Genomic DNA, 20749 nt, shown 5'->3' on the forward strand with positions numbered 1-20749 from the left:
AACAAAGCAAGTGCTTGGTAGGGTGAGCCTACGCGGGTTGCGGGAGGTGGCGCCAGTGTCCCTACAAGGCTTCCGTCGCGAGGTGCGGGCCTGGTTGGCGGCCAACCTCGACCCCGCGCTGCGCGGCGCCGGCGGGCCGGGGCGCGAGCACGAGGCGTTCCCCGAGCGGCTCGCATGGTGCCGGCGGCTGGCCGCCGCCGGATGGACCTGCCTGGCCTGGCCGGAGGCGCACGGCGGTCGCGGCGCGCCACTCGCCGCGCAGGTCGTCTTCCACGAGGAGTACGCCCGCGCGGACGCGCCGGCACGCGTGGACCACATCGGGGAGACCCTCGTAGGCCCGACGCTGATCGCGTTCGGCACGCCGGAGCAGCAGCGGCGGTTCCTGCCCGGGATCGCCGCCGTCGAAGAGCTGTGGTGCCAGGGATACTCCGAGCCGGGCGCCGGTTCCGACCTGGCCGCCGTGTCGACCCGCGCCCGACCCGACGGCGACGAATGGGTGCTGGACGGCCAGAAGATCTGGACGTCACTCGCCCACGTGGCCGACTGGTGCTTCGTACTGGCCCGCACGGGACCGCCGCCCGAGGGCGCGTCCCGCCACAGCGGACTGTCCTATCTGCTCGTACCGATGCGCCAGCCGGGCGTGACCGTGCGCCCGATCCGGCAACTGACCGGTGACTCGGAGTTCAACGAGGTCTTCTTCGACGGCGCCCGCACCGCAAGCGACATGGTGGTCGGCGAGGTGGGCCAGGGCTGGCGGGTCGCGATGGGCACGCTCGCCTTCGAGCGCGGCGCCTCGACGATCGGCCAGCAGATCGGGTTCCGGCGCGAGCTGGACGGCGTCATCGCCCTGGCGCGGGAGACCGGCGCGGCACGCGACCCGGTCATCCGGGAGCGGATCGCGCGCGCCTGGGTGGGCCTGTCGGTGCTGCGCAGCCACACGCTGCGCACGCTCGACGGCGCACCGTCCAGCCAGGACGCTTCGGTGGTGAAGCTGCTGTGGTCGGGCTGGCACCGGTCGCTCGGCGAGCTGGCGATGGACGTGCTGGGCGCCGCCGGCACGCTGGCGCGCGGCGACGCCGGCGAGCTGGACCGGTGGCAGCGCCTGTTTCTTTTCAGCCGCGCCGACACCATCTACGGCGGCTCCGACGAGATACAGAAAAACATCATCGCCACGCGGGTACTGGGGTTGCCGCGATGAGCCTGCTGAAGGACAAGGTCGTCGTGGTGACCGCCGCGGCCGGCACCGGCATCGGGTCGGCGGCCGCGCGGCGGTGCCTGGAGGAGGGCGCCCGCGTGGTGGTCAGCGACCACCACGAGCGCCGCCTCGCCGAGACCCGTGACCGGCTCGCGGAGGCGCACGGCGACCGGGTCTTCGCGGTGCCGTGCGACGTCACCGACGAAGCGGCCGTGCGGCGCCTCGTCGAGGCCGCGGTCGACCACTGTGGACGTCTCGACGTGATGATCAACAATGCCGGGCTGGGTGGCACCGCGTCGGTCCTGGAGATGGCCGACGACGAGTGGGCGCGGGTGCTCGACGTGACCCTGACCGGCACGCTCCGGTGCACGCGAGCCGCCCTGCGCCAGATGGTCGCGCAGGGCGGTGGGGGAGCGGTCGTCAACAACGCCTCGGTGCTCGGCTGGCGGGCGCAGGCCGGCCAGGCGCACTACGCGGCCGCCAAGGCGGGCGTGATGGCGCTGACCCGGTGCGCCGCGCTCGACGTGGCCGCGCACGGCATCCGGGTCAACGCCGTCGCGCCGAGCCTCGCGATGCATCCGTTCCTCGCCAAGGTGACCAGCGACGAGCTGCTCGCGCGGCTGGCCGCCCAGGAGGCTTTCGGGCGGCCAGCCGAACCGTGGGAGGTGGCCAACGTGATGGTCTTCCTCGCCAGCGACCTGGCTTCCTACCTGACCGGCGAGGTCATCTCGGTGAGCAGCCAGCAAGCCTAGGCGGGACTGCTGGCGTGGCGCGGGGCCGGCTCGGCGACCGGCTCGCGGGCCGGCGCCCGACCGCCCCGGGCCACCAGGTAGCCGAGCACCAGCAGGCCCAGCCCGAGCACCGTCAGCCCGATCGGCACGTACCGGCTCAGCGCCATCAGCATCGTCCGGCCGTCGCTCGCCTTGTCCACAATGGTCGCCCGCGTATCCGGCGTGTACCGGAACACCGCGTCGATGAGGACGGTGCGCTCGCCGGTGTCGGCGACCAGCTCGCGGTGCTGCGCGTCCTGGTAGTCGACGACGCTGCCGGTGACCGGCTCGACCCACAGCGTGCGGGTGGTGCGGTAGCGGATCTCACCGTCGGTGGCCGTCGGCGCGAACACGCCCAGCAGCCCGTGCACGAGCTCGGGGTCCATATTGGCCTGCTGCTCGGGCACCTCCTGCACGAACTTGTACACCGTCAGGCCCTCGACCTTCTCGGTGGCCTGGTACTGGATCGGCAGCGGCCGCTTCAGCGTGCTGTCGAAGTACTCGTACGTCCTCTTCTCGGTGCCGAACGGGAACGCGTAGAGCTGGCCGTCGTACGAGATGCTGCCGGGCTCGCACGGCTCGCCGTCGCCGTCGGTGTAGCACTGGCCGCTCCAGTCGACGGCCGCGCCGGTCTTGCGGTCCATCGCGATCCGGCTCTGCGACGCGTTGATGAGCTCGTCGTTGTCGGCGCGCTTGATGGCCTGGTAAACCGTCCACACCACGGTCTCGTCAGCGAGGTCGCCGGTCAGCTTCGCGGCCTCCTGGACGTCCGGCTTGATGCCGTTGATGGCGGTCAGATCACCGTGCTGTACGGCGATCTCGAGGTTGTCGCCGGTGCGCTTCGCCTGCACGAACGTCGCGTCCGGTCCACTCAGTACGGTCTCCGGCGGCTCGAGGTCGAGTGGCATCTTGCTCACCCTTGGCGTGACGACGAAGGCGAGCGCCACCGCGACCACCACCAGGAACAGCCCGGTGCCGAAAAGCACCGAGCCCACAACCCGCTTCATCATCGCCTGCTCCTCTATGTCAACGCTCGCCGTATCTCACTCAGCGCTCGCCGTAGAACGCTGGCGGCGCGTCACTGCTCTGACCGCTGTCGGCGTCCTCAGAGGACACCTGGCGCCACACGTCGTCGGCCGACGGGTCGAGCACGCTCGCGAGCGCGGCCACGCCGAACACCGCCAGCAGCACGCCCACCACCGCCCCGACAACCAGAGCCCTGAACGTTCGCATCGTCACTCCTCACAGCCGCTCGATGATGGACGCCGTCGACATCGCGCCGCCGGCGCACATGGTGACCAGAGCGGTGCTCCGGTCGCCGCGCTCCAACTCGTGCAGCGCCGTCGTGATGAGCCGCGCGCCGGTGCTGCCCACCGGGTGGCCGAGCGCGATGGCGCCGCCGTTGACGTTGACCCGGTCCGGATCCGGCCGGTGCGCGCCCATCCAGGAGAGCACCACGGCGGCGAACGCCTCGTTCACCTCGAACAGGTCGACGTCGTCGATCTTCATGCCGGCGCGCGCGAGGACCCGCTCGGTCGCGGCGACCGGCCCGTCGAGGTGGTAGTAGGGCTCCGCGCCGACCAGGCACTGGGCGACGATCCGGGCCCGCGGTCGCAGGCCCAGGGCCCGCGCGCGGTCGGCGTCCGCGATCAGCACGGCGGCGGCGCCGTCGGAGATCTGCGACGCGGTACCGGCCGTGTGCAGTCCACCGTCGACGACGGGCTTGAGCCGGGCCAGTCCCTCCACAGTGGTGTCCCGCAGTCCCTGGTCGCGGGTGACGGTGCGGGTCTCGCCGGTCAGCTGCCCCTCGGCGTCGAGCACGGGTGCCGGTACCGCCAGGACCTCGCGGTCGAAGTGCCCGGCCGCCCAGGCACGGGCCGCGTTCGCCTGTGAACGGGCACCGAACGCGTCGACGTCTTCGCGCGACAGCCCGCGCCGCACGGCGATCCGTTCGGCGGCCACGTACTGGTTGGGCAGGTCGATGTCCCACGAGGAGGGGCGCGGCATGCCGGCGTCGACACCCAGGTTCGCGCGCAGCGGTACCCGGCTCATGGACTCGACGCCGCACGCGACACCCACGTCGATCGCGCCGGCGGAGATCAGCCCCGCGACCAGGTGGGCGGCCTGCTGCGCCGACCCACACTGCGCGTCGAGCGTCAGGCACCCGGCCTGGTACGGCAGGCCGGCGTGCAGCCACGCGGTGCGCGTGATGTTGTTGGACTGCTCGCCACCCTGCGTGACGCAGCCGCCGAGGACCTGCTCGACGACGCCCGGGTCGATGCCGGCGCGCTCCAGCAGGCCGCGCTGCGCGGCGCCGAGCAACTCGGCCGCGTGCAGGCCGGACAACCACCCGGCGCGCTTGCCGATCGGCGTCCGGGCCGCCTCGACGATCACCGGTGTGCCCACCCGGCGCCTCCTCCACTAGAACGCGTTCTTATATTTAGCATGCCGCCGCTTCAAGCGCGACACTTCCTGTGTTTGAATGAGACTAGAACCTGTTTCTGTAGAGACCTCCTTCTGTAGGAGCAGCCGTGGGCGATCCGCACATTCCACCTGGATTCGACTTCACCGACCCCGACGTGCTCCATCGCCGGATACCGCACGAGGAGTTCGCCGAGCTGCGCCGCACCGCGCCTGTCTGGTGGAACAGTCAGCGCCACGGCAGCGCCGGCTTCGACGACGACGGCTACTGGGTGGTGACCCGGCACGCCGACGTCATGGAGGTCTCCCGCGACAGCGAGACGTACTCCTCCTGGGAGAACACCGCCATCGTGCGCTTCCGTGAGGGCACCACCCGAGACCAGATCGAGATGCAGCGGTTCGTCATGCTCAACATCGACCCGCCGCACCACACCCAGCTGCGCGCGATCGTCTCGCGCGGCTTCACCCCGCGCGCCATCAACGCGCTGCGCGCCGCGCTCGCCGACCGCTCCGAGCGGATCGTGCGCGAGGCCGCCGAGCGGGGCAGCGGCGACTTCGTCACCGACATCGCCTGCGAGCTGCCGCTGCAGGCGATCGCCGAACTGCTCGGCATCCCGCAGGAAGACCGGCGGCAGATCTTCGACTGGTCCAACGACATGATCGGGTACGACGACCCGGAATACAGCGGCACCGACCCGCTCGTCGCGGCGACCGAGCTGCTCGCGTACGCGATGAAGCTCGCCGAGCAGCGCCAGCAGGAGCCGCGCGACGACATCGTCACCAAGCTCGTCAACGCCGAGATCGACGGCGGGCACCTGTCATCAGACGAGTTCGGCTTCTTCGTGCTGATGCTGGCCGTCGCCGGCAACGAGACCACCCGCAACGCGATCTCGCACGGGATGAACGCGTTCCTCGACCACCCGGAGCAGTGGGAGCTGTACAAGGCCACCCGGCCCAAGACGGCGGTCGACGAGATCATCCGCTGGGGCACGCCGGTCAACGTCTTCCAGCGCACCACGACCAAGGACACCCAGCTCGGCGGGCAGGAGATCAAGGCCGGCCAGCGTGTGGCGATCTTCTACGGCTCGGCCAACTTCGACGACGAGGTGTTCGACCAGCCGCACCGGTTCGACGTGACCCGCAGCCCCAACCCGCACCTGGGGTTCGGCGGCAGCGGCGCGCACTACTGCCTGGGCGCCAACCTGGCCCGCCTGGAGATCGAGCTGATGTTCAACGCCATCGCCGACCAGATGCCCGCGATCCGCCGCCTGGAGGAGGCCCACCGCCTCCGCTCCGGCTGGCTAAACGGCATAAAAGAACTAAGAGTCCAATACGCCTAACTCCCTTCCGCCACACCCGCGCCGCGCCGCCCGCGCGCCCCGCCCGCGCCGCCCCCTCTTGCCGTCGATCAAGGGCGAATGCACGTGGTTCGATCTCTTTTCCGCGTGCGTTCGCCCTTGATCGATGGAGATCTCCTTGATCGACGGCTGCGGCGCCCGCGCGGCAGCGGCCGACCGCCACGGTGTGGACGATTGTCCGTCCACATAGGTCCGCCCGCCGGCATCTACTTCGTCCCGGACACCGCGATGCGCATATCGCTCACGCCGAGGTGGCCCAAGAGACTGGCGTGAGCTACCGCGACGTCCGTCGTGGTGCGGACCGTTGCTCCCGCGGCCTCACCGTCCGCGATCCACGGTCAACCCCCCGCGGGTTGGGGCGTGGGACGCGCAGGGTGAGGCCGCGGGAGCAACGGTATGGACCGCGACGCACGTCGCGGTAGCTCAAGAAGCCACGCGGACGGTAGCGCCGATCAAGGGCGTGCGCATGGATCAAGGGCGAATGCACGCGGAAAAGAGATCGAACCACGTGCGTTTGCCCTTGATCGACGGAAATGGCGCGCGGCGGCGGGCGCGCGCCGGGGGGTTAGGCGTGGGTGGCTATGAAGGCGTCAAGGCAGCGTTCGGCGTTCGCGGTAATGGTCAGGGCGGGATTGGCCAGCGCCGCCGAGCCGGGCAGGACCGAACCGTCCACACAGTACAGATTGGGGTAGCCCGACACCTTGCCGGCGAGGTCGGTGGCCTGGCCCATGACCATGCCGCCCAGTGGGTGCCAGGTGTTCGCCGATCCCAGCCCCATGCCCGTGCTGCGGTCGTAGTCGGGCAGGCCGTTGAACAGGTACCCGTATCGCCCCTCGGTGCGCCACCACAGCCGCGTCACCAGGTCGCGTCCGGCCTTCTCCGACGACGTCTCCATCACGCCGTACGGCCAGTAGACCTTGCCCGCACCGGTCGCCGCGTCGTAGCGTATCTCGCCGCGCTCGGGGGCGATGCTCGTCACGAGGTGCGCGGTCGTCTGCCCGAGCCAGGATGGCACCGGGGCGCTCTCCCACGCCATCGTCGCGGTCGCGTAAGGGTTCGCGTCGTCGAAGAACTTCACGTTGCCCGGCCCGCCCTGCGCGGACCCGACGTTCTTGCGCAGGGCCAGCCGCGCGACGAGGAAGTCGCCGTTGTTGCCCCAGCCCTTGCCGACCTGGGCGTTGGTCAGGCGCGGCAGGTTGCCCCGCTGCCGGGAGGTCACCAGCAGCGACGTGGTTCCTACTGAGCCGGCGGCCAGGAAGAGATAGTCGCAGACGAGTGTCTTGGTGGCGAGCACCGTGCCGTACTCGTCGATCTGTTTGCAGGCCACCTCGAACTTGTCCTGTCCGGACACCTCGCGCACCTCGGTCACCTCGTGCAGCGGCAGGACACTGACGTTGCCGGTGGCGGCCGCCCACTTGAGATAGTTGCGGTCGACGCTGTTCTTGGCGCCAGAGTTGCTGCCGAACGGTCCCTCGCCGATGGTGTGGCACGCGGGCGCCCGCCCGGCCAGCTCGGCCCGGATCACGTCCCAGTCGACCGCGAACGGGACCTGCACCGGGGCCTGGCCGAACTCCGCGATGTACTCGAGCCAGGCCCGCGCGGCGGCGAACTGTGGCGCGTTCTGCACGTCGGTGGGGATGGTGGCGGCGCGCAGGTTCTGCCGGGCGCGCGGCCAGTACACGCTGTCCATTTGGGAGTAGTCGACGCCGAGCGGGTACACCTTGAGCCAGTCGGCGCGCCGGGGCTGCGGCAGGAACATGCCGATGACGAGCGACCCGCCGCCGACGCCCGAACCGCTGAGCACCTTGATGCCCTCGCCGGTGTGCGTCGCGATGAGGCCGGCGCGCCGCTCGACGCGCTTGGTGGTGTCGAGGCCGAGCGGCGGCCGGTCGCTGAACCACGCGCACCGCCAGTCGGGGTTGGTTATCGTACAGAACGTGGTGCCGGAGCCGTCGACGTCCCATCGCCGGCCGCGTTCCAGTACTGTCGTGACGAGGCCGGCCTGCCCGAGGCGATACGCCGCTACCGCCCCGCCGAACCCGCTGCCGATGACGATCGCCGTCTTGCCCGCCAGGCTCGGCACCACGCCGTACGAGGCGAGTGCCTGTTCCCGACCGAGTACCCCGCTGGCGACCGCCGCTCCCGCTCCCACGGCGGTGATGCGCAGCAGGCCGCGCCGACTTAGCTCCACAGTGGACCCCTTTCAGACCGGGGCGGTGCCCACCACCCACATGGCGAAGAACTGGGAACCCCCGCCGTACGCGTGCCCGAGTGCGGTGCGGGCGCCCTCCACCTGGTGTTCGCCGGCGCGTCCCATCACCTGCATCGCGGCCTCGGCGAACCGCAGCAGCCCGGAGGCGCCGATCGGGTTGGAGCACATGACGCCGCCGGACGGGTTCACGGGCAGCGCCCCACCGATGCCGGTCTCACCCGCCTCGGTGAGCTTCCAGCCCTCGCCCGGCGCCGCGAAGCCGAGGTTCTCCAACCACATCGGCTCGAACCACGAGAACGGTACGTAGATCTCGGCGGCGTCGATCTGCTCCAGCGGGTCGGTGATGCCGGCCGCGCGCCACAACGCCCGTGCGGCCTCGTATCCGGCGCGCGGGTTGACGTGGTCCTTGCCGGCGAAGTAGGTCGGCTCGGTGCGCATCGCGGTCGCGTGGATCCAGGCCACCTGGCGATCGCTGGCCTCGGCGGCCGCCTCGTCGCCGATGACGATCGCGCACGCGCCGTCGGACGACGGGCACGTCTCGTCGTACCGGATCGGGTCCCACAGCATCGGTGAGGCGTTGACCGACTCCAGCGTGATGCCGGGCTGGCGCAGGTGCGCGTGCGGGTTGAGCGCGCCGTTGCGCCGGTCCTTGACCGCCACCATCGCGCCGACGTGAGGCGGGGCGCCGGAGCGGCGGATGTAGGAACGGATGTGGGGCGCGAAGTAGCCACCCGCGCCGGCGCCGACCGGCATCGTGAACGGCGGCTGGATCGACAGCGCCCACATGGCGTTGGACTCGGACTGCTTCTCGAACGCGACCGCCAGTACCCGGCGGTGGACACCGGCCTGGACCAGCTGGCTGGCCACGATCGCGGTCGACCCGCCCACCGAACCGGCCGTGTGCACGCGCAGCAGCGGCCGGCCGGTGGCGCCGAGCGCGTCGGCGAGGAACAGCTCGGGCATCATCACGCCCTCGAACAGGTCCGGCGCCTTGCCGAGGACGACAGCGTCCACGTCGGACCATTCGATGCCCGCGTCGGCGAGCGCGCGGTCGATGGCCTCCCGGCACAGGCCGGCCATCGACACGTCGGTGCGCCGGGTCCGATGCTCGGTCTGCCCGGTGCCCAGCACGGCGGCCCTGGTTGTGATGGCGCTGTTCACGAACCCTCCATCACGCACACGAGGTTCTGCTGCAGCGCCGGGCCGCTGGTGGCGTGCCCGGCCACCCGGTCCGCCCGCCCCGACATCACGAGCTTGGCCGCGAGGCCGATCCTGGACAGCCCGGCGGAGAACATGGGGTTTCCACAGAGGACACCGCCGGACGGGTTCACGCTCGCCCGGTCGCCGAGCCCCAGCGCGGCGGCCAGCAGCAGCTCCTGGTGGCTGAACGGCGCGTGCAGCTCGACGGCGTCCAGGTCGCCGCCGCGCAGGCCCGCCGCGGCTGCCGCCGCGGTCGCCGACGGCACCGTCGTGAGGTCGCGCACGCCGAGCGCGGGGGAGTCCACATTGTGCGCGAAGCCGGTGATCCAGGCCGGGCGGGCGCGGAGCCGCCGGGCCTCGTCGCCGGCGGCCAGCACGACCGCGGCGGCACCGTCGCCGACCGGTGCGCAGTCGTGCGCCCGCAACGGATCGGCCACGTACGGCGCGGCGAGCAGGTCGTCGGCGGTGTCCGATCCGGACACCTGCGCCTTCGGGTTGGAAAGCGCCGCGGTCCGGCTGCGGGCCGCCACCCGCGCCATGTCCCGCTCCGTGTACCGGCCAGCGTCGAGCCCGGCACGGGCCTGGAGCGCGGCGATGCTGACCGAGTCGGGCCACAGTGGCGCGTGCAGGTACGGGTCGAGCTGCAGCGCCAGTACCCGGCGCAGCTGCCCGGCCGACGACTTGCCGAAGCCGTAAACGAGCGCGGTGCGCGCCTCCCCGGTGAGCAGCTTGACGTACGCCTCGTACAGCGCCCACGCCGCGTCCATCTCCACATGCGACTCGGCCACGGGCGGGTACGCGCCGATCGCGTCGACCGCGTTGACGAAGGAGAACGCCCGGCCGGCCAGGTAGTCTGAGGAGCCGGAGCACCAGAAGTCGATGTCCTGCTTGGCTAGCCCGGTCGCGGCGAGCACCTCCTGGAACACCGGCACCAGCGTCTCGACGCCGCTCGTGGTGCCGGCGGACGGCAGGCACGGCGACTGGGCGAACCCGATGACGGCCACCTCGGTCACGGCGCGCCCCCTAGAGGTGTTGGGCGTACGAGTTGAACGGCGCGTCAGGCTCGCCGCTCGGCTGGAAGTGGTCGATGTTCTGCGGGGTGGTGCCCCACTGCTCGCGCGGCCGCCACACCGCCGCCACCCGCATCCCCATGCGTACCTCGTCGGGGCGGCAGCCGAGGATGAGGTGCTGGAAGGGGATGTCGGCGCCGTCGAGCAGCACGTACGCCACCACGTAGGGCGGTGGGATGCGCTGGCCCGGGAACGGCACGTTGACGACGCAGAACGTGGTGACCGTGCCGCGGTCGGGCAGCTCGACGTCGTCCACTGTGGGCACGCCGCACGTGGGGCAGGCACCCCTCGGCGGCACGTACACCTTGCCGCAGGACGGGCAGCGCTGGCCGATCACCTTGCCCTCGGCCAGCCCGCGCAGGTACCGGCTCTCCTCGGTCGACGTGGTGTGCCGGTATCGGAGGTGGATCGGCGTCGTCACCATCGTCACGGGCTCCGCCGTCGGCCCGGGGAGAGTCGGAGGCGAGTCGGTGAGCGGCTCGAAGCAGGCGATGTCGCGGATGTGGCCGACCGGCTCCGGCGCCCAGCGCACCCGGACCCGCATGCCGGTGCGCATCCGGTCCTTGGAGCCGGCGTCGACCGCGTGCAGCATCGCCGTGTCGGCGCCGTCGAGCCGGATCAGCGCCCACCCGAACGGCCGGTCGAGCGGCTGCCCGTCGAGCGGCCGGTCGAGCCAGGTCCACGTGACCACCGTGCCGGCCGGGCCGACCTCGACCAGCTCGGTCAACGGCGCGTACGTCACCGGGTCGTACTCCAGCGGCGGCGCGTGCACCCGGCCGTCGGACCCGCGACAGCCCAGTATGCGGCGCTCGGCGAGAGCGGTCATGAAGCGGCTCAACACCGGCCCGAGCGACCGGGTGTAGTCGAAGCCGATCTCCATCGGCGCGCTCAGCACGCTCTCCACGGAGCTAGTGAAACACGTTCTAAATCTATGGGCAATACTGTTGTGGGCGAGGCTTCCAAGCTACTGGAACGCGTTATACAGTGCTGGCGTGACCGGCATCGGGCTGTGGAACATCGCCAAGCACTCGCCATCGCGCACCGCCGCCGTCGGGCCGGACGGGCGCGCCGTCACCTACGCCGAGCTGGCCGCCGAGGCAGACCGGATCGGCCGGGGGTTCCAGGCGGCCGGCCTGCGCACCGGCGACAGCGTGGCCATGCTCCTGCCCAACTCCGTCGAGCTGCTCGCCGTCTACTTCGCGACCCTCCAGACCGGACTGTACGTGGTGCCGCTCAACTGGCACCTGGTCGCCGCCGAGCTGGCGTACATCCTGCGCGACAGTGAGGCGAAGGCGTTCGTGGCGCACGAGCGGTTCGCGGCGGCGGCGGTGGAGGCCGCGGACATCGCCGGCATACCCGCGCGGTACGCGATCGGCGAGGTGGCCGGCTTCAGCCCGCTCGCGGACCTCGGTGCGGACAGCACGGGCCGCCCCAGCGAGCGCACGGCCGGCGGGCCCATGGTCTACACCTCGGGTACCTCCGGTCGCCCCAAGGGGGTACGGCGGCCACTGACCGGCGCCGACCCCGACCAGGTGATGCCGGTGTCGCAGTGGTTCTTCGGGCTGTTCGGGCTGCGGCCGTTCGACGACCACGTGCACCTGTGCGGATCGCCGCTCTACCACACGGCCGTGCTCAACTTCGCCGGCATCTCCATCCAGCTTGGACACACCGTGGTCGTCATGGATCGCTGGGATCCGGAAGAGATGCTCCGCCTCATCGAGCGGCACCGGGTCACGCACAGCCACATGGTGCCGACCCAGTTCCGGCGGCTACTTGCGCTGCCCGAGCCGGTGCGCAAGGGGTACGACATGTCTTCCCTGCGGGTGATGATCCACGGTGCCGCGCCCTGCCCGCAGGAGGTCAAGCGGCGGATGCTGGAGTGGTGGGGGCCGGTCGTCGTGGAGTACTACGCGGCCTCCGAGGGCGGCGGTGCGCTCATCACCGCCGAGGAGTGGCTGGCCCGGCCGGGCTCGGTGGGCAAGGCGTGGCCGGGGTCCACCGTGCGCGTCCTCGACGAAAGCGGCGACGACCTGCCGGTGGGGGAGCCCGGCCAGGTGTACCTCCAGATGGGCGACGCGACGTTCGAGTACCACGGCGACGCGGAGAAGACCCGCGCCTCCCGCAAGGGCAAGCTGTTCACCGTCGGCGACATCGGGTACCTCGACGCCGACGGTTACCTGTTCCTGTGCGACCGGCGCAGCGACATGATCATCTCGGGTGGCGTGAACATCTACCCCGCCGAGATCGAGTCCGAGCTGGCCTGCCACCCCAAGGTGGACGACGTGGCGGTGTTCGGCATCCCGCACGACGAGTGGGGCGAAGAGGTCAAGGCTGTCGTGCAGCCGGTGCCCGGTGTCGCGGCCGGGCTGGAGCTGACCGCCGAGCTGCTGGAGTTCCTCGGCGCGCGGCTGGCCCGGTTCAAGCTGCCGCGCAGCGTGGACTACGTCGACGAACTGCCGCGCGATCCGAACGGCAAGCTCTACAAGCGACACCTGCGCGACCCGTACTGGGCCGGTCGGGAGAAGGCGATCTAGGCGCCCTTGAAGGTCGGCTTACGCTTCTCCGCGAAGGCGCGCGGCCCTTCCTTGGCGTCCTGGCTCATGAAGACCCGCACGCCCAGCCGGGTCTCCACCGCGAACGCCTCGTTTTCCGGCATGCCCTCGGTCTCCCGGATGGTGCGCAGGATCGCCTGCACGGCGAGCGGGCCGTTCGAGGCGATCAGCTCGGCCAGTTCGAGCGCCTTCGCCAGCGCCTCGCCGTCCGGTACGACATGCCCGATCAGGCCGACCTCGCGCGCCTCGGCGGCGGTCAGGTGCCGGCCGGTCAGCAGGATGTCGGCGGCCACCGTGTACGGGATCTGGCGCGGCAGCCGCACCGCCGAGCCGCCGAGCGGGAAGAGCCCCCACCGCGCCTCCGAGACCCCGAACCGGGCGCCCTCGCCGGCGACGCGCACGTCGGTCGCCTGAAGGATCTCGGTGCCGCCCGCGATGGCCGGCCCTTCGACGGCGGCGATCAGAGGCTTCGACAGCCGCCTGCCCTTGAGCAGCGAGTCGATGCGCGTGAGGTCGGTGCCGTTGCCCCGCTTGAACCCGTCGCCCGGGTGCTCACCGGACATCGCCTTCAGGTCGGCGCCCGCGCAGAACGCCCCGCCGGCACCGGTCAGCACGGCCACCCGGATCTCCGGATCGCTGTCGACCGTGTCCCACGCCTCGCGCATGATGGCCATCATCTGGGCGGACAGCGCGTTGCGGGCGTGCGGGCGGTTCATCGTCACGATCAGGACGTGGCCGCGCCGCTCGACGAGGGCATGAGCTTCGGAGGGTTCGGATTCCACGCGGGTCTCCTTGGAGTGCGCCGGGGGGCCTTGCTCAGGACGATAACACGTTCTACTTTCTAGTGATGGTGGCCAACATAGCCGACCTCTTCGAGCATGCCGTCGACGTGTTTCCCGAGCGCGTGGCGGTGGCCTGCGGTGAGCGTGCGGTGTCCTACGCCGAGCTGGAGGAGCACGCCAACCGCTTGGCGCATTTTCTCAGTGATCGCGGTGTCGGTCCGGGTTCGCACGTGGGCGTCTACGCGCGCAACTCGATCGAGGCGGTGGAGACCATGCTCGCGGTGTACAAGCTGCGCGCGGTCGTCATCAACGTCAACTACAGGTACGTCGAGAACGAGTTGCAGTATCTGTTCACGGACGCGGACGTGGTCGCGCTGGTGCACGACCGCCGGTACGCGGACAAGGTGGCGGCCGTGCTGCCGAGTACCCCCGGCGTCACGACGGCCATCGCGCTGCCCGACGAGAGCGACGCCGACATCGCCGCCTATGGTGGCGTGTCCCTTGAGGACGCTCTCGCCGCCGGCTCGCCGGAGCGCGACTTCGGCGAGCGCGCCGGCGACGACATCTACATGCTCTACACCGGCGGCACCACCGGGTACCCGAAGGGCGTGATCTGGCGCCACGAAGACGTCTGGCGCGTGCTCGGCGGCGGCATCGACTTCGTCTCCGGCATCCCCATGGAAGACGAGTGGGCACAGTCCAAACGCGGCATGGAGATGGGCGGCATGAGCCGGCTGTGCCTGGCGCCGCTCATCCACGGCAACGCCCAGTGGGCCGCCCTCGCCGCGCTGTTCGCGGGCGACACCGTCGTACTGGTGCCACAGTTCGACGCCGCCGAGATCTGGCGGGTGATCGAGCGGCACAAGGTGAACGTCGTCGTGCTCATCGGCGACGCGATGGCCCGCCCGATCATCGAGACGTACCTCGCGGGCGGGCACGACGCCTCGTCGCTGGTCGCCATCTCCAGCAGCGCCTCGCTCTTCTCGCCCTCGGTGAAGCGGCAGTACATCGAGGCGCTGCCCCACGTCGTCATCACCGACTCGATCGGGTCGTCGGAGACCGGGTTCGCGGGCATCGGGTTCGTCAACGCCGACGCCGGCGGCTCCGACGGTCCGCGGGTGTTCCCCGGGCCGATGACCATCGTCATCGACGAGTACGGCAAGAAGGCCGGGCCGGGCGTCGTCGGCATGCTCGCGCGCGGCGGTCACGTGCCGCTCGGGTACTACAAGGATCCCGACAAGACGGCACGGCTGCTGACCGAGATCGACGGCGTGCGGTACTCGGTGCCCGGTGACTTCGCCCGCATCGAGGAGGACGGCACGCTGACGCTCCTCGGCCGCGGCAACACGTGCGTCAACACCGGTGGGGAGAAGGTCTTCCCCGAGGAGGTCGAGGCCGCCCTCAAGGCGTACCCGGACGTGTTCGACGCGCTCGTCATCGGCGTACCCGACGAGCGGCTCGGCCAGAAGGTCGCCGCGATCGTGCAGCCGCGCGAAGGGCGCGACGTCGACCTGGCCGCGCTGGAGGACCACCTGCGCACGCTCGTGGCCGGCTACAAGGTGCCGCGGTCGGTGTGGGTGGTCGACCAGATCGGCCGCACCCCAGCCGGCAAGGCCGACTACCGGTGGGCGCACAAGTACGCCGCGGAACACTGACCCGCCGCCGAGCACCAAGGAGTCTACTTTGCACACCGCCCTGTGTGACCTGCTCGGCATCGAGCACCCGATCGTCGGGTTCAGCCCGTCGGAGCGCGTCGTCGCCGCGATCAGCCGCGCCGGCGGGTTCGGTGTACTCGGCTGCGTGCGCTTCAACGACGCCGACGAGCTCGACGCCGTACTGTCCTGGCTGGACACCGAGACCGGCGGCCGGCCGTACGGCGTCGACGTCGTCATGCCCACGCACGGGCCGGCCGAGGGCAAGCATGTCGACCTGGACAAGCTGATCCCCGACGGGCACCGCGACTTCGTCCAGCGCACACTGCTGAAGCTGGGGGTGCCGCCGCTGCCCGACGGCGAGTCCACAGGCGACGGTGTGCTCGGCTGGCTGCACTCCATCGCCCGGTCGCACGTCGAGGTGGCGCTGTCGCACCCGGTACGCCTCATCGCCAACGCCCTGGGCCCGCCGCCGCCCGACGTCATCGACGCGGCACACGAGCGCGGCCTGCTCGTCGCCGCGCTGGCCGGACGCGCCACGCACGCCCGCAGCCACGTGGCGAGCGGCGTCGACATCGTGGTGGCGCAGGGCTATGAGGCCGGCGGCCACACCGGTGAGATCGCCAGCATGGTCCTGGTACCGGAGGTGGTCGACGCCGTCGGTGAGGGCGTACCGGTCCTCGCCGCCGGCGGCATCGGCTCCGGCCGCCAGATCGCGGCGGCGCTGGCGCTCGGCGCGACGGGCGTGTGGATGGGGTCGGCCTGGCTGGGCACGGAGGAGTACCAGGCCCAGCCGGCGCTGCGGCAGGCGCTGCTCGACGCGACATCGGCCGACACGGTGCGCAGCCGGGTGTACTCCGGCAAGCCGGCACGCCTGCTGCGCAACCGCTGGACCGAGGCGTGGAGCGAGCCCGAGGCGCCCGCGCCGCTACCGATGCCCCTGCAGAACCTCTTGGTGAGCGAGGCGCACAACCGCCTCATGCGCGCCGGCGATCCGACCGTCGTCCCGATGCCGGTCGGTCAGATCGTCGGCCGCATGAACGAGGTACGCCCGGTGGCGGATGTCATGACCGCACTGGTGGCCGAGGCCACGGAAACACTGAAGCGCCTCTCCGCCCTGTGAGCCCTGCGGTGATCAGGGCGAGGTGAGAGTGGTGCCGAGGGTGCGGAGGTGGTCGGTGGCGGTGCCCAGCGTGAACTCGTGGTACTTCGCCGCCAGGAAGTAGCGGTGTAGTGGCGAGTCCAGGTCGATGCCGACGCCGCCGTGTACGTGCACCGCGGCGTGCGCCACGCGGTGGCCGCCATCGGCCGCCCAGAATTTCGCGGTGGCGATCTCCGCGGCGCACGGCAGGTCTTCGCTGAGTCGCCACGCGGCCTGCCACATCGTCAGGCGGATCGCCTCCACGTCGATGTACGCGTCGGCGAGCCGCTGCGCGACGGCCTGGAAGCTGCCGATCGGCCGTCCGAACTGGACACGCGTCCCCGCGTACTCCGCGGTCATCTCCAGGGCCCGCTCGGTCACGCCGAGCTGCGCCGCGCACGCGCCGACGGTGGCGTGCGCCCGCAGCCAGCTCTCGACGCGGCCGTCAGACTCGCCTGCGTCGGGCTCGCCGAGGACGCGGTCGTCGGGCAGGACGGCACCGTCCAATGTGAGCCATCCCGCGCCCGGCCCGCCCAGCACCTCCTGGGTCTCCACGGTGACACCGGCATCGCCGGGTTCGACGAGGAAGACGCGGGCTCCGGCCGGTACCAGGAAAAGGTCGGCCGACGGCGCGGGCACCGCCGTCGCGGCGCCGCTCACCACCCAGCGCCCGTTTTCGCGGGAGACCCGGAACGGGTCTGCGGCCTCGAGCGCGGCCGTCAGGATGGGCGAACCCTGACCGGCGGGTCCGGCCCACCGCTCCACCTGCTCGCCGGTGCCGAAGCGCGCGATGGCCGCCGCCGCGGTGGCGATGGAGGGCAGGTATGGCAGGGGCGCGGCGGCGCGGCCCAGCTCGACGAGGATCGAGGCGCGTTCGAGGACCCCGTATCCGTCGCCGCCAGCGCCCAAGGGGAGCGCCGCGGCGAGCACACCGGCTTGCGCGAGGTCGCGCCACGGGTCGGGGATGCCGTCGGCGAGGATCTCGCGGGTCAGCTTGGCGAGGTCGCGCTGCGCGTCGGTCGGTGTGAAGTCCACTGTGTATCCCCTTTTGGCGCTTCTGTTAACGGCGCGCGGCCGGGAGCCCGAGCCCGGCGGCGGCGATGATGTCGCGCTGTACCTCGTTGGTGCCGCCGCCGAAGGTGAGGATCAGCGACGTCCGGTGCAGGCGTTCGACCCGTCCGCGCAGCAGCGCCCCGCGCGAGCCGTCCCGCACGTACGCGTTGGCGCCGAGCACCTCCATGAGCAGCCGGTACGCCTCGATGGCGAACTCGGTGCCGAACACCTTGCTGGCCGAGGCGGTCGCCGGACCGGGACCGTCTGCTGTGGACGAGGCGACCCGCCAGTTGAGCAGCTTCAGGAACTCCGTCTTGGCGTGCACCCGCGCCAGGTGCACCTGGACCCATTCCTGGTCGGCGACCCGCCGGCCGTCCGGGAGTCGCGTCGCGCGTGCCCACTCGCAGACCTCGGTCAGCGCGGTGCGCAGCGGGGCGGCGGAGGTGAGCGCGACCCGCTCGTGGTTGAGCTGGTTGGTGATCAGCGCCCAGCCCTGGTTCTCGACGCCGACGAGCGCGGACGCGGGCACGCGTACGTCGCTGTAGTAGGTGGCGCTCGTGGTGGGGCCGGCGACGGTGCGCACCGGCGTCCAGGAGAAGCCCTCGGCGGCGGTCGAGACGATGAGAATGGACAGTCCTTTGTGGCGTGGCTCGGTCGGGTCGGTGCGGCAGGCGAGCCATACGTAGTCGGCGTACTGGATGAGGCTGGTCCACATCTTCTGCCCGTTGACCACGTAGTGGTCGCCGTCAAGAGAAGCGCGGGTGCGCAGTGCGGCCAGGTCGGTCCCGGCGTCCGGCTCGGAGTACCCGATCGCGAAGTGGATCTCACCGCTGGCGATCCGGGGCAGATACTGGGCGCGCTGCTCGGGTGTGCCGTGCCGCATGATGGCCGGCCCGATGCTGTCGAGCGTCAGGAACGGCACGGGCACGCCGGCGGTGGCCGCCTCGTCCATGAAGATGAGCTGTTCGAGTCGCGACCGCCCGCCACCGCCGTACTCGGCCGGCCAGCCGAGGGCGAGCCAGCCGTCCCGGCCGAGCCGCCGCACCACCTCGCGGTAGGCGGTGCCGTCGCCGTAGTCGCCGCCCGGTCCGGCGAGTGCCTCGCGCAGCTCCGGTGTCATCAGGCCGGCGAAGTAGGCCCGCAACTCGGCTCGGAGCCGCTCCTGATCCGGTGTGTAAGCGATGTGCACCCTGCTAATGTTAGAACGTGTTCTACTCTGGCGGCAGGGGTGAGGCGTACATCGTCGGCGCGGTTCGCACGCCGACCGGCCGGCGCGGCGGCGGGCTCTCCGGCGTGCACCCGGCGGACCTCGGCGGGCACGTCATCGCCGCGCTGCTCGACCGTGTCGGTGCCGACCCTGCCGCCGTCGACGACGTGGTGTTCGGCTGCGTCGACACGGTCGGGCCGCAGTCCGGCGACATCGCACGCACCTGCTGGCTGGCCGCCGGGCTGCCCGAGCACGTGCCCGGCGTCACCGTCGACCGGCAGTGCGGGTCGGCGCAGCAGGCCGTGCACTTCGCCGCGCAGGCGGTGCTGAGCGGCACGGCCGACCTGGTGGTGGCGGGCGGCGTGCAGAACATGAGCCAGGTCCCGATCGCCAGCGCGATGACGCCCGACGGCCCCTACCTCGGCTCGGTCGGGTGGGAGGCGCGCTACGGCGATCAGGAGGTGTCGCAGTTCCGCAGCGCCGACATGATCGCCGCGAAGTGGGGCCTCGACCGCGAGGAGCTGGAGGCGTACGCGCTCGGCAGCCACCGGCGTGCGGTGCGCGCGCTCGACGAGGGCCGGTTCGCCGCCGAGACGGTGCCCTATGGACAGTGCACGGTGGACGAAGGCCCGCGCCGCGACACGTCGGCGGAGAAGATGGCGTCGCTGGCGCCGCTGCGGCCCGGCGGGATCACCACCGCCGCGCTGTCCAGCCAGATCGCCGACGGCGCCAGCGCGGTGCTGGTGGCGTCCGACCGGGCGGTGCGCGAGCACGGGTTGCGGCCACGCGCCCGCGTACACCACATCAGCGCGCGCGGCGACGACCCGGTGATGATGCTGACCGCCCCGATACCGGCGACCGAGCACGCCTTGCGGAAGGCGGGGTTGAGCCTCGACGACATCGACCTGGTCGAGATCAACGAGGCGTTCGCGAGCGTGGTGCTGGCGTGGCAGCGGGAGTTGGGCGCTTCGCTGGATCGCGTCAACGTCAACGGCGGCGCGATCGCGCTCGGCCACCCGCTCGGCTCGACCGGCACCCGGCTGCTCACCACGCTGTTGCACGAGCTGGAGCGCACGGGCGGGCGGTACGGCCTGCAGACCATGTGCGAGGGCGGCGGCCAGGCCAACGTCATGGTGATCGAACGGCTGTGAGCCGGCTCAGGCAGCCCTCCGCCTCCTTGACTATCCGGTCGATCAGCTCCGCGCACGAGGGCAGGTCGTCGATCATGCCGACCACCTGACCGGCCGACATCACCCCGTACTCGGGCCGGCCGTCGACCATCGCCGTCTTGAGCAGCATGGGCGTGTTCGCCGCCATCACGACCTGGCTCCACGACAGGTCGCGCCGCGCGTTCCGGCCGGCGCGCAGCAGGTCCAGCCAGGACAGTCCGGAGATCTGGCGGAACGCCGCCGCGTGCCGCACCGCCCGCGCCAGACCCGTGATCCGGCCGGACCGTTCGAGCCGGTCGACGAACGGGGTGCGCAGCACGCGATGGGGCACGCCGTCGACCCGTTGGGTGACCACGGTGCCGGTGAGCGGCGCGTCGAGGTAGTGCCGCTTGACCTCGGCGGCGACCGGGCTGTCGCTCGTGAGCAGGAAACGGGTGCCCATCGCGATGCCGGCGGCGCCGTACGCCAGGGCGGCCACCAACCCGCGCCCGTCGAAGTATCCGCCCGCCGCGACCACGGGTATGTCCACAGTGTCCACCACGCGCGGCAGCAGCAGGCTGGTTGGGATCGCGCCGGTGTGGCCGCCGCCCTCGCCGCCCTGCACGACGACGAGGTCTGCGCCCCATCCGGCCACCTTCTCGGCGTGCCGGGGAGCGCCCACGGATGGCATCGTCAGCACGCCGCCGCCGGCGCAGCGCTGGATCAGGTCGCGGGTGGGCGCGAGCGCGAACGACGCCACCGTGACCCGCTCGGCCACGAGCAGGTCGATCCGTCGCGCCGCGTCGGGCGCGTCGGCGCGCAGGTTCACCCCGAAGGGCGCGTCCGTGCGCTCGCGTACCTCGCGGATCGCGGTGCGCAGCTGGTCGAGGCTCATGGTCGCGGACGCGATGACGCCGAGCCCGCCGGCCCGCGAGGTCGCCGCCGCCAGCTTCGCGCCGGCGACATACCCCATCCCCGCCTGGACGAT

The 20749-nt window shown here is 71.5% G+C and carries 18 protein-coding genes; 7 read left to right on the forward strand and 11 right to left on the reverse strand.

The features are described 5' to 3' along the window. Positions 1-22: 22 nt before the first annotated feature. The gene (locus tag QMG73_RS24035) at positions 23-1198 is read left to right on the forward strand and encodes an acyl-CoA dehydrogenase family protein (RefSeq protein ID WP_281899225.1); all 1176 of its coding nucleotides are present in this window, start codon (positions 23-25) and stop codon (positions 1196-1198) included. Continuing rightward, positions 1195-1947 carry an SDR family oxidoreductase gene (locus QMG73_RS24040; protein ID WP_281899227.1) on the forward strand — a complete coding sequence of 251 codons (753 nt, stop codon included), beginning with the start codon at positions 1195-1197 and terminating at the stop codon, positions 1945-1947. Before QMG73_RS24035 ends, QMG73_RS24040 begins: the two co-directional genes overlap by 4 nt. Here the strand turns inward: QMG73_RS24040 and QMG73_RS24045 are convergent. The 3 genes from QMG73_RS24045 to QMG73_RS24055 are packed head-to-tail and all read right to left on the reverse strand — an operon-like array spanning position 1944 to position 4371. Then, complete coding sequence (locus QMG73_RS24045; RefSeq protein WP_281899229.1) at positions 1944-2975, reverse strand: DUF3068 domain-containing protein; 1032 nt, start codon at positions 2973-2975, stop codon at positions 1944-1946. The genes QMG73_RS24040 and QMG73_RS24045 overlap by 4 nt on opposite strands. A gap of 37 nt (positions 2976-3012) precedes the next feature. Next, positions 3013-3198, reverse strand: coding sequence for a hypothetical protein (locus tag QMG73_RS24050; RefSeq protein ID WP_281899231.1), 186 nt, complete (start codon positions 3196-3198; stop codon positions 3013-3015). Positions 3199-3207: 9 nt separating this feature from the next. Next, entirely contained in the window at positions 3208-4371 is a 1164-nt protein-coding gene (locus QMG73_RS24055) for a steroid 3-ketoacyl-CoA thiolase (RefSeq protein ID WP_281899233.1), read from the reverse strand. Between the two features lie 125 nt (positions 4372-4496). On the opposite strand from QMG73_RS24055, the gene QMG73_RS24060 reads away from it, so the two are divergent. Further along, positions 4497-5726: a cytochrome P450 gene (locus QMG73_RS24060; RefSeq protein WP_281899235.1), complete on the forward strand. Its 1230-nt coding sequence runs from the start codon at positions 4497-4499 to the stop codon at positions 5724-5726. A 583-nt stretch (positions 5727-6309) separates the two neighbouring features. Here the strand turns inward: QMG73_RS24060 and QMG73_RS24065 are convergent. The 4 genes from QMG73_RS24065 to QMG73_RS24080 are packed head-to-tail and all read right to left on the reverse strand — an operon-like array spanning position 6310 to position 11106. Further along, the gene (locus QMG73_RS24065) at positions 6310-7935 is read right to left on the reverse strand and encodes a GMC oxidoreductase (protein WP_281899237.1); all 1626 of its coding nucleotides are present in this window, start codon (positions 7933-7935) and stop codon (positions 6310-6312) included. Between the two features lie 12 nt (positions 7936-7947). Next, positions 7948-9087 carry a thiolase domain-containing protein gene (locus QMG73_RS24070; RefSeq protein ID WP_281899315.1) on the reverse strand — a complete coding sequence of 380 codons (1140 nt, stop codon included), beginning with the start codon at positions 9085-9087 and terminating at the stop codon, positions 7948-7950. A 26-nt stretch (positions 9088-9113) separates the two neighbouring features. Continuing rightward, positions 9114-10169, reverse strand: coding sequence for a thiolase domain-containing protein (locus tag QMG73_RS24075; RefSeq protein ID WP_281899239.1), 1056 nt, complete (start codon positions 10167-10169; stop codon positions 9114-9116). Positions 10170-10179: 10 nt separating this feature from the next. Continuing rightward, positions 10180-11106 (reverse strand): Zn-ribbon domain-containing OB-fold protein, encoded by a 927-nt coding sequence (locus QMG73_RS24080; RefSeq protein ID WP_281899317.1) that lies wholly within the window; start codon positions 11104-11106, stop codon positions 10180-10182. A 112-nt stretch (positions 11107-11218) separates the two neighbouring features. Between QMG73_RS24080 and QMG73_RS24085 the strand changes: the two genes are divergently transcribed. Beyond that, positions 11219-12760 (forward strand): acyl-CoA synthetase, encoded by a 1542-nt coding sequence (locus QMG73_RS24085; protein WP_281899241.1) that lies wholly within the window; start codon positions 11219-11221, stop codon positions 12758-12760. Here the strand turns inward: QMG73_RS24085 and QMG73_RS24090 are convergent. Beyond that, on the reverse strand, positions 12757-13560 hold the full coding sequence (locus tag QMG73_RS24090; RefSeq protein WP_281899243.1) for a crotonase/enoyl-CoA hydratase family protein: 804 nt from the start codon (positions 13558-13560) through the stop codon (positions 12757-12759). The genes QMG73_RS24085 and QMG73_RS24090 overlap by 4 nt on opposite strands. Positions 13561-13625: 65 nt before the next feature. Here QMG73_RS24090 and QMG73_RS24095 point away from each other — a divergent pair, with 65 nt between their 5' ends. Both QMG73_RS24095 and QMG73_RS24100 read left to right on the forward strand, forming a co-directional pair. After that, positions 13626-15215 (forward strand): acyl-CoA synthetase, encoded by a 1590-nt coding sequence (locus tag QMG73_RS24095; RefSeq protein WP_281899245.1) that lies wholly within the window; start codon positions 13626-13628, stop codon positions 15213-15215. A 28-nt stretch (positions 15216-15243) separates the two neighbouring features. Further along, the gene (locus QMG73_RS24100; protein ID WP_281899246.1) at positions 15244-16335 is read left to right on the forward strand and encodes an NAD(P)H-dependent flavin oxidoreductase; all 1092 of its coding nucleotides are present in this window, start codon (positions 15244-15246) and stop codon (positions 16333-16335) included. A 12-nt stretch (positions 16336-16347) separates the two neighbouring features. Here the strand turns inward: QMG73_RS24100 and QMG73_RS24105 are convergent, their stop codons facing one another. Further along, on the reverse strand, positions 16348-17388 hold the full coding sequence (locus tag QMG73_RS24105; RefSeq protein WP_281899248.1) for an acyl-CoA dehydrogenase family protein: 1041 nt from the start codon (positions 17386-17388) through the stop codon (positions 16348-16350). A gap of 25 nt (positions 17389-17413) precedes the next feature. Beyond that, positions 17414-18595: an acyl-CoA dehydrogenase family protein gene (locus QMG73_RS24110; protein ID WP_281899250.1), complete on the reverse strand. Its 1182-nt coding sequence runs from the start codon at positions 18593-18595 to the stop codon at positions 17414-17416. A 17-nt stretch (positions 18596-18612) separates the two neighbouring features. Here QMG73_RS24110 and QMG73_RS24115 point away from each other — a divergent pair, with 17 nt between their 5' ends. Beyond that, positions 18613-19764 (forward strand): acetyl-CoA C-acetyltransferase, encoded by a 1152-nt coding sequence (locus QMG73_RS24115; protein ID WP_281899252.1) that lies wholly within the window; start codon positions 18613-18615, stop codon positions 19762-19764. Here the strand turns inward: QMG73_RS24115 and QMG73_RS24120 are convergent. Continuing rightward, positions 19742-20734, reverse strand: coding sequence for an NAD(P)H-dependent flavin oxidoreductase (locus tag QMG73_RS24120; protein ID WP_407676848.1), 993 nt, complete (start codon positions 20732-20734; stop codon positions 19742-19744). The genes QMG73_RS24115 and QMG73_RS24120 overlap by 23 nt on opposite strands. Positions 20735-20749: the final 15 nt, after the last annotated feature.

It is taken from the genome of Phytohabitans aurantiacus (genome assembly GCF_027923225.1).
GTDB lineage: Bacteria > Actinomycetota > Actinomycetes > Mycobacteriales > Micromonosporaceae > Phytohabitans > Phytohabitans aurantiacus.

What these genes read in the sequence shown, in the direction of transcription:
- QMG73_RS24050 (WP_281899231.1), bottom strand. Translation starts at nt 3,198, where the DNA reads ATGCGAACGTTCAGGGCTCTGGTTGTCGGGGCGGTGGTGGGCGTGCTG.
- QMG73_RS24040 (WP_281899227.1), top strand. Translation starts at nt 1,195, where the DNA reads ATGAGCCTGCTGAAGGACAAGGTCGTCGTGGTGACCGCCGCGGCCGGC.
- QMG73_RS24045 (WP_281899229.1), bottom strand. Translation starts at nt 2,975, where the DNA reads ATGATGAAGCGGGTTGTGGGCTCGGTGCTTTTCGGCACCGGGCTGTTC.
- QMG73_RS24080 (WP_281899317.1), bottom strand. Translation starts at nt 11,106, where the DNA reads ATGGAGATCGGCTTCGACTACACCCGGTCGCTCGGGCCGGTGTTGAGC.
- QMG73_RS24095 (WP_281899245.1), top strand. Translation starts at nt 13,626, where the DNA reads ATGGTGGCCAACATAGCCGACCTCTTCGAGCATGCCGTCGACGTGTTT.
- QMG73_RS24120 (WP_407676848.1), bottom strand. Translation starts at nt 20,734, where the DNA reads ATGGGGTATGTCGCCGGCGCGAAGCTGGCGGCGGCGACCTCGCGGGCC.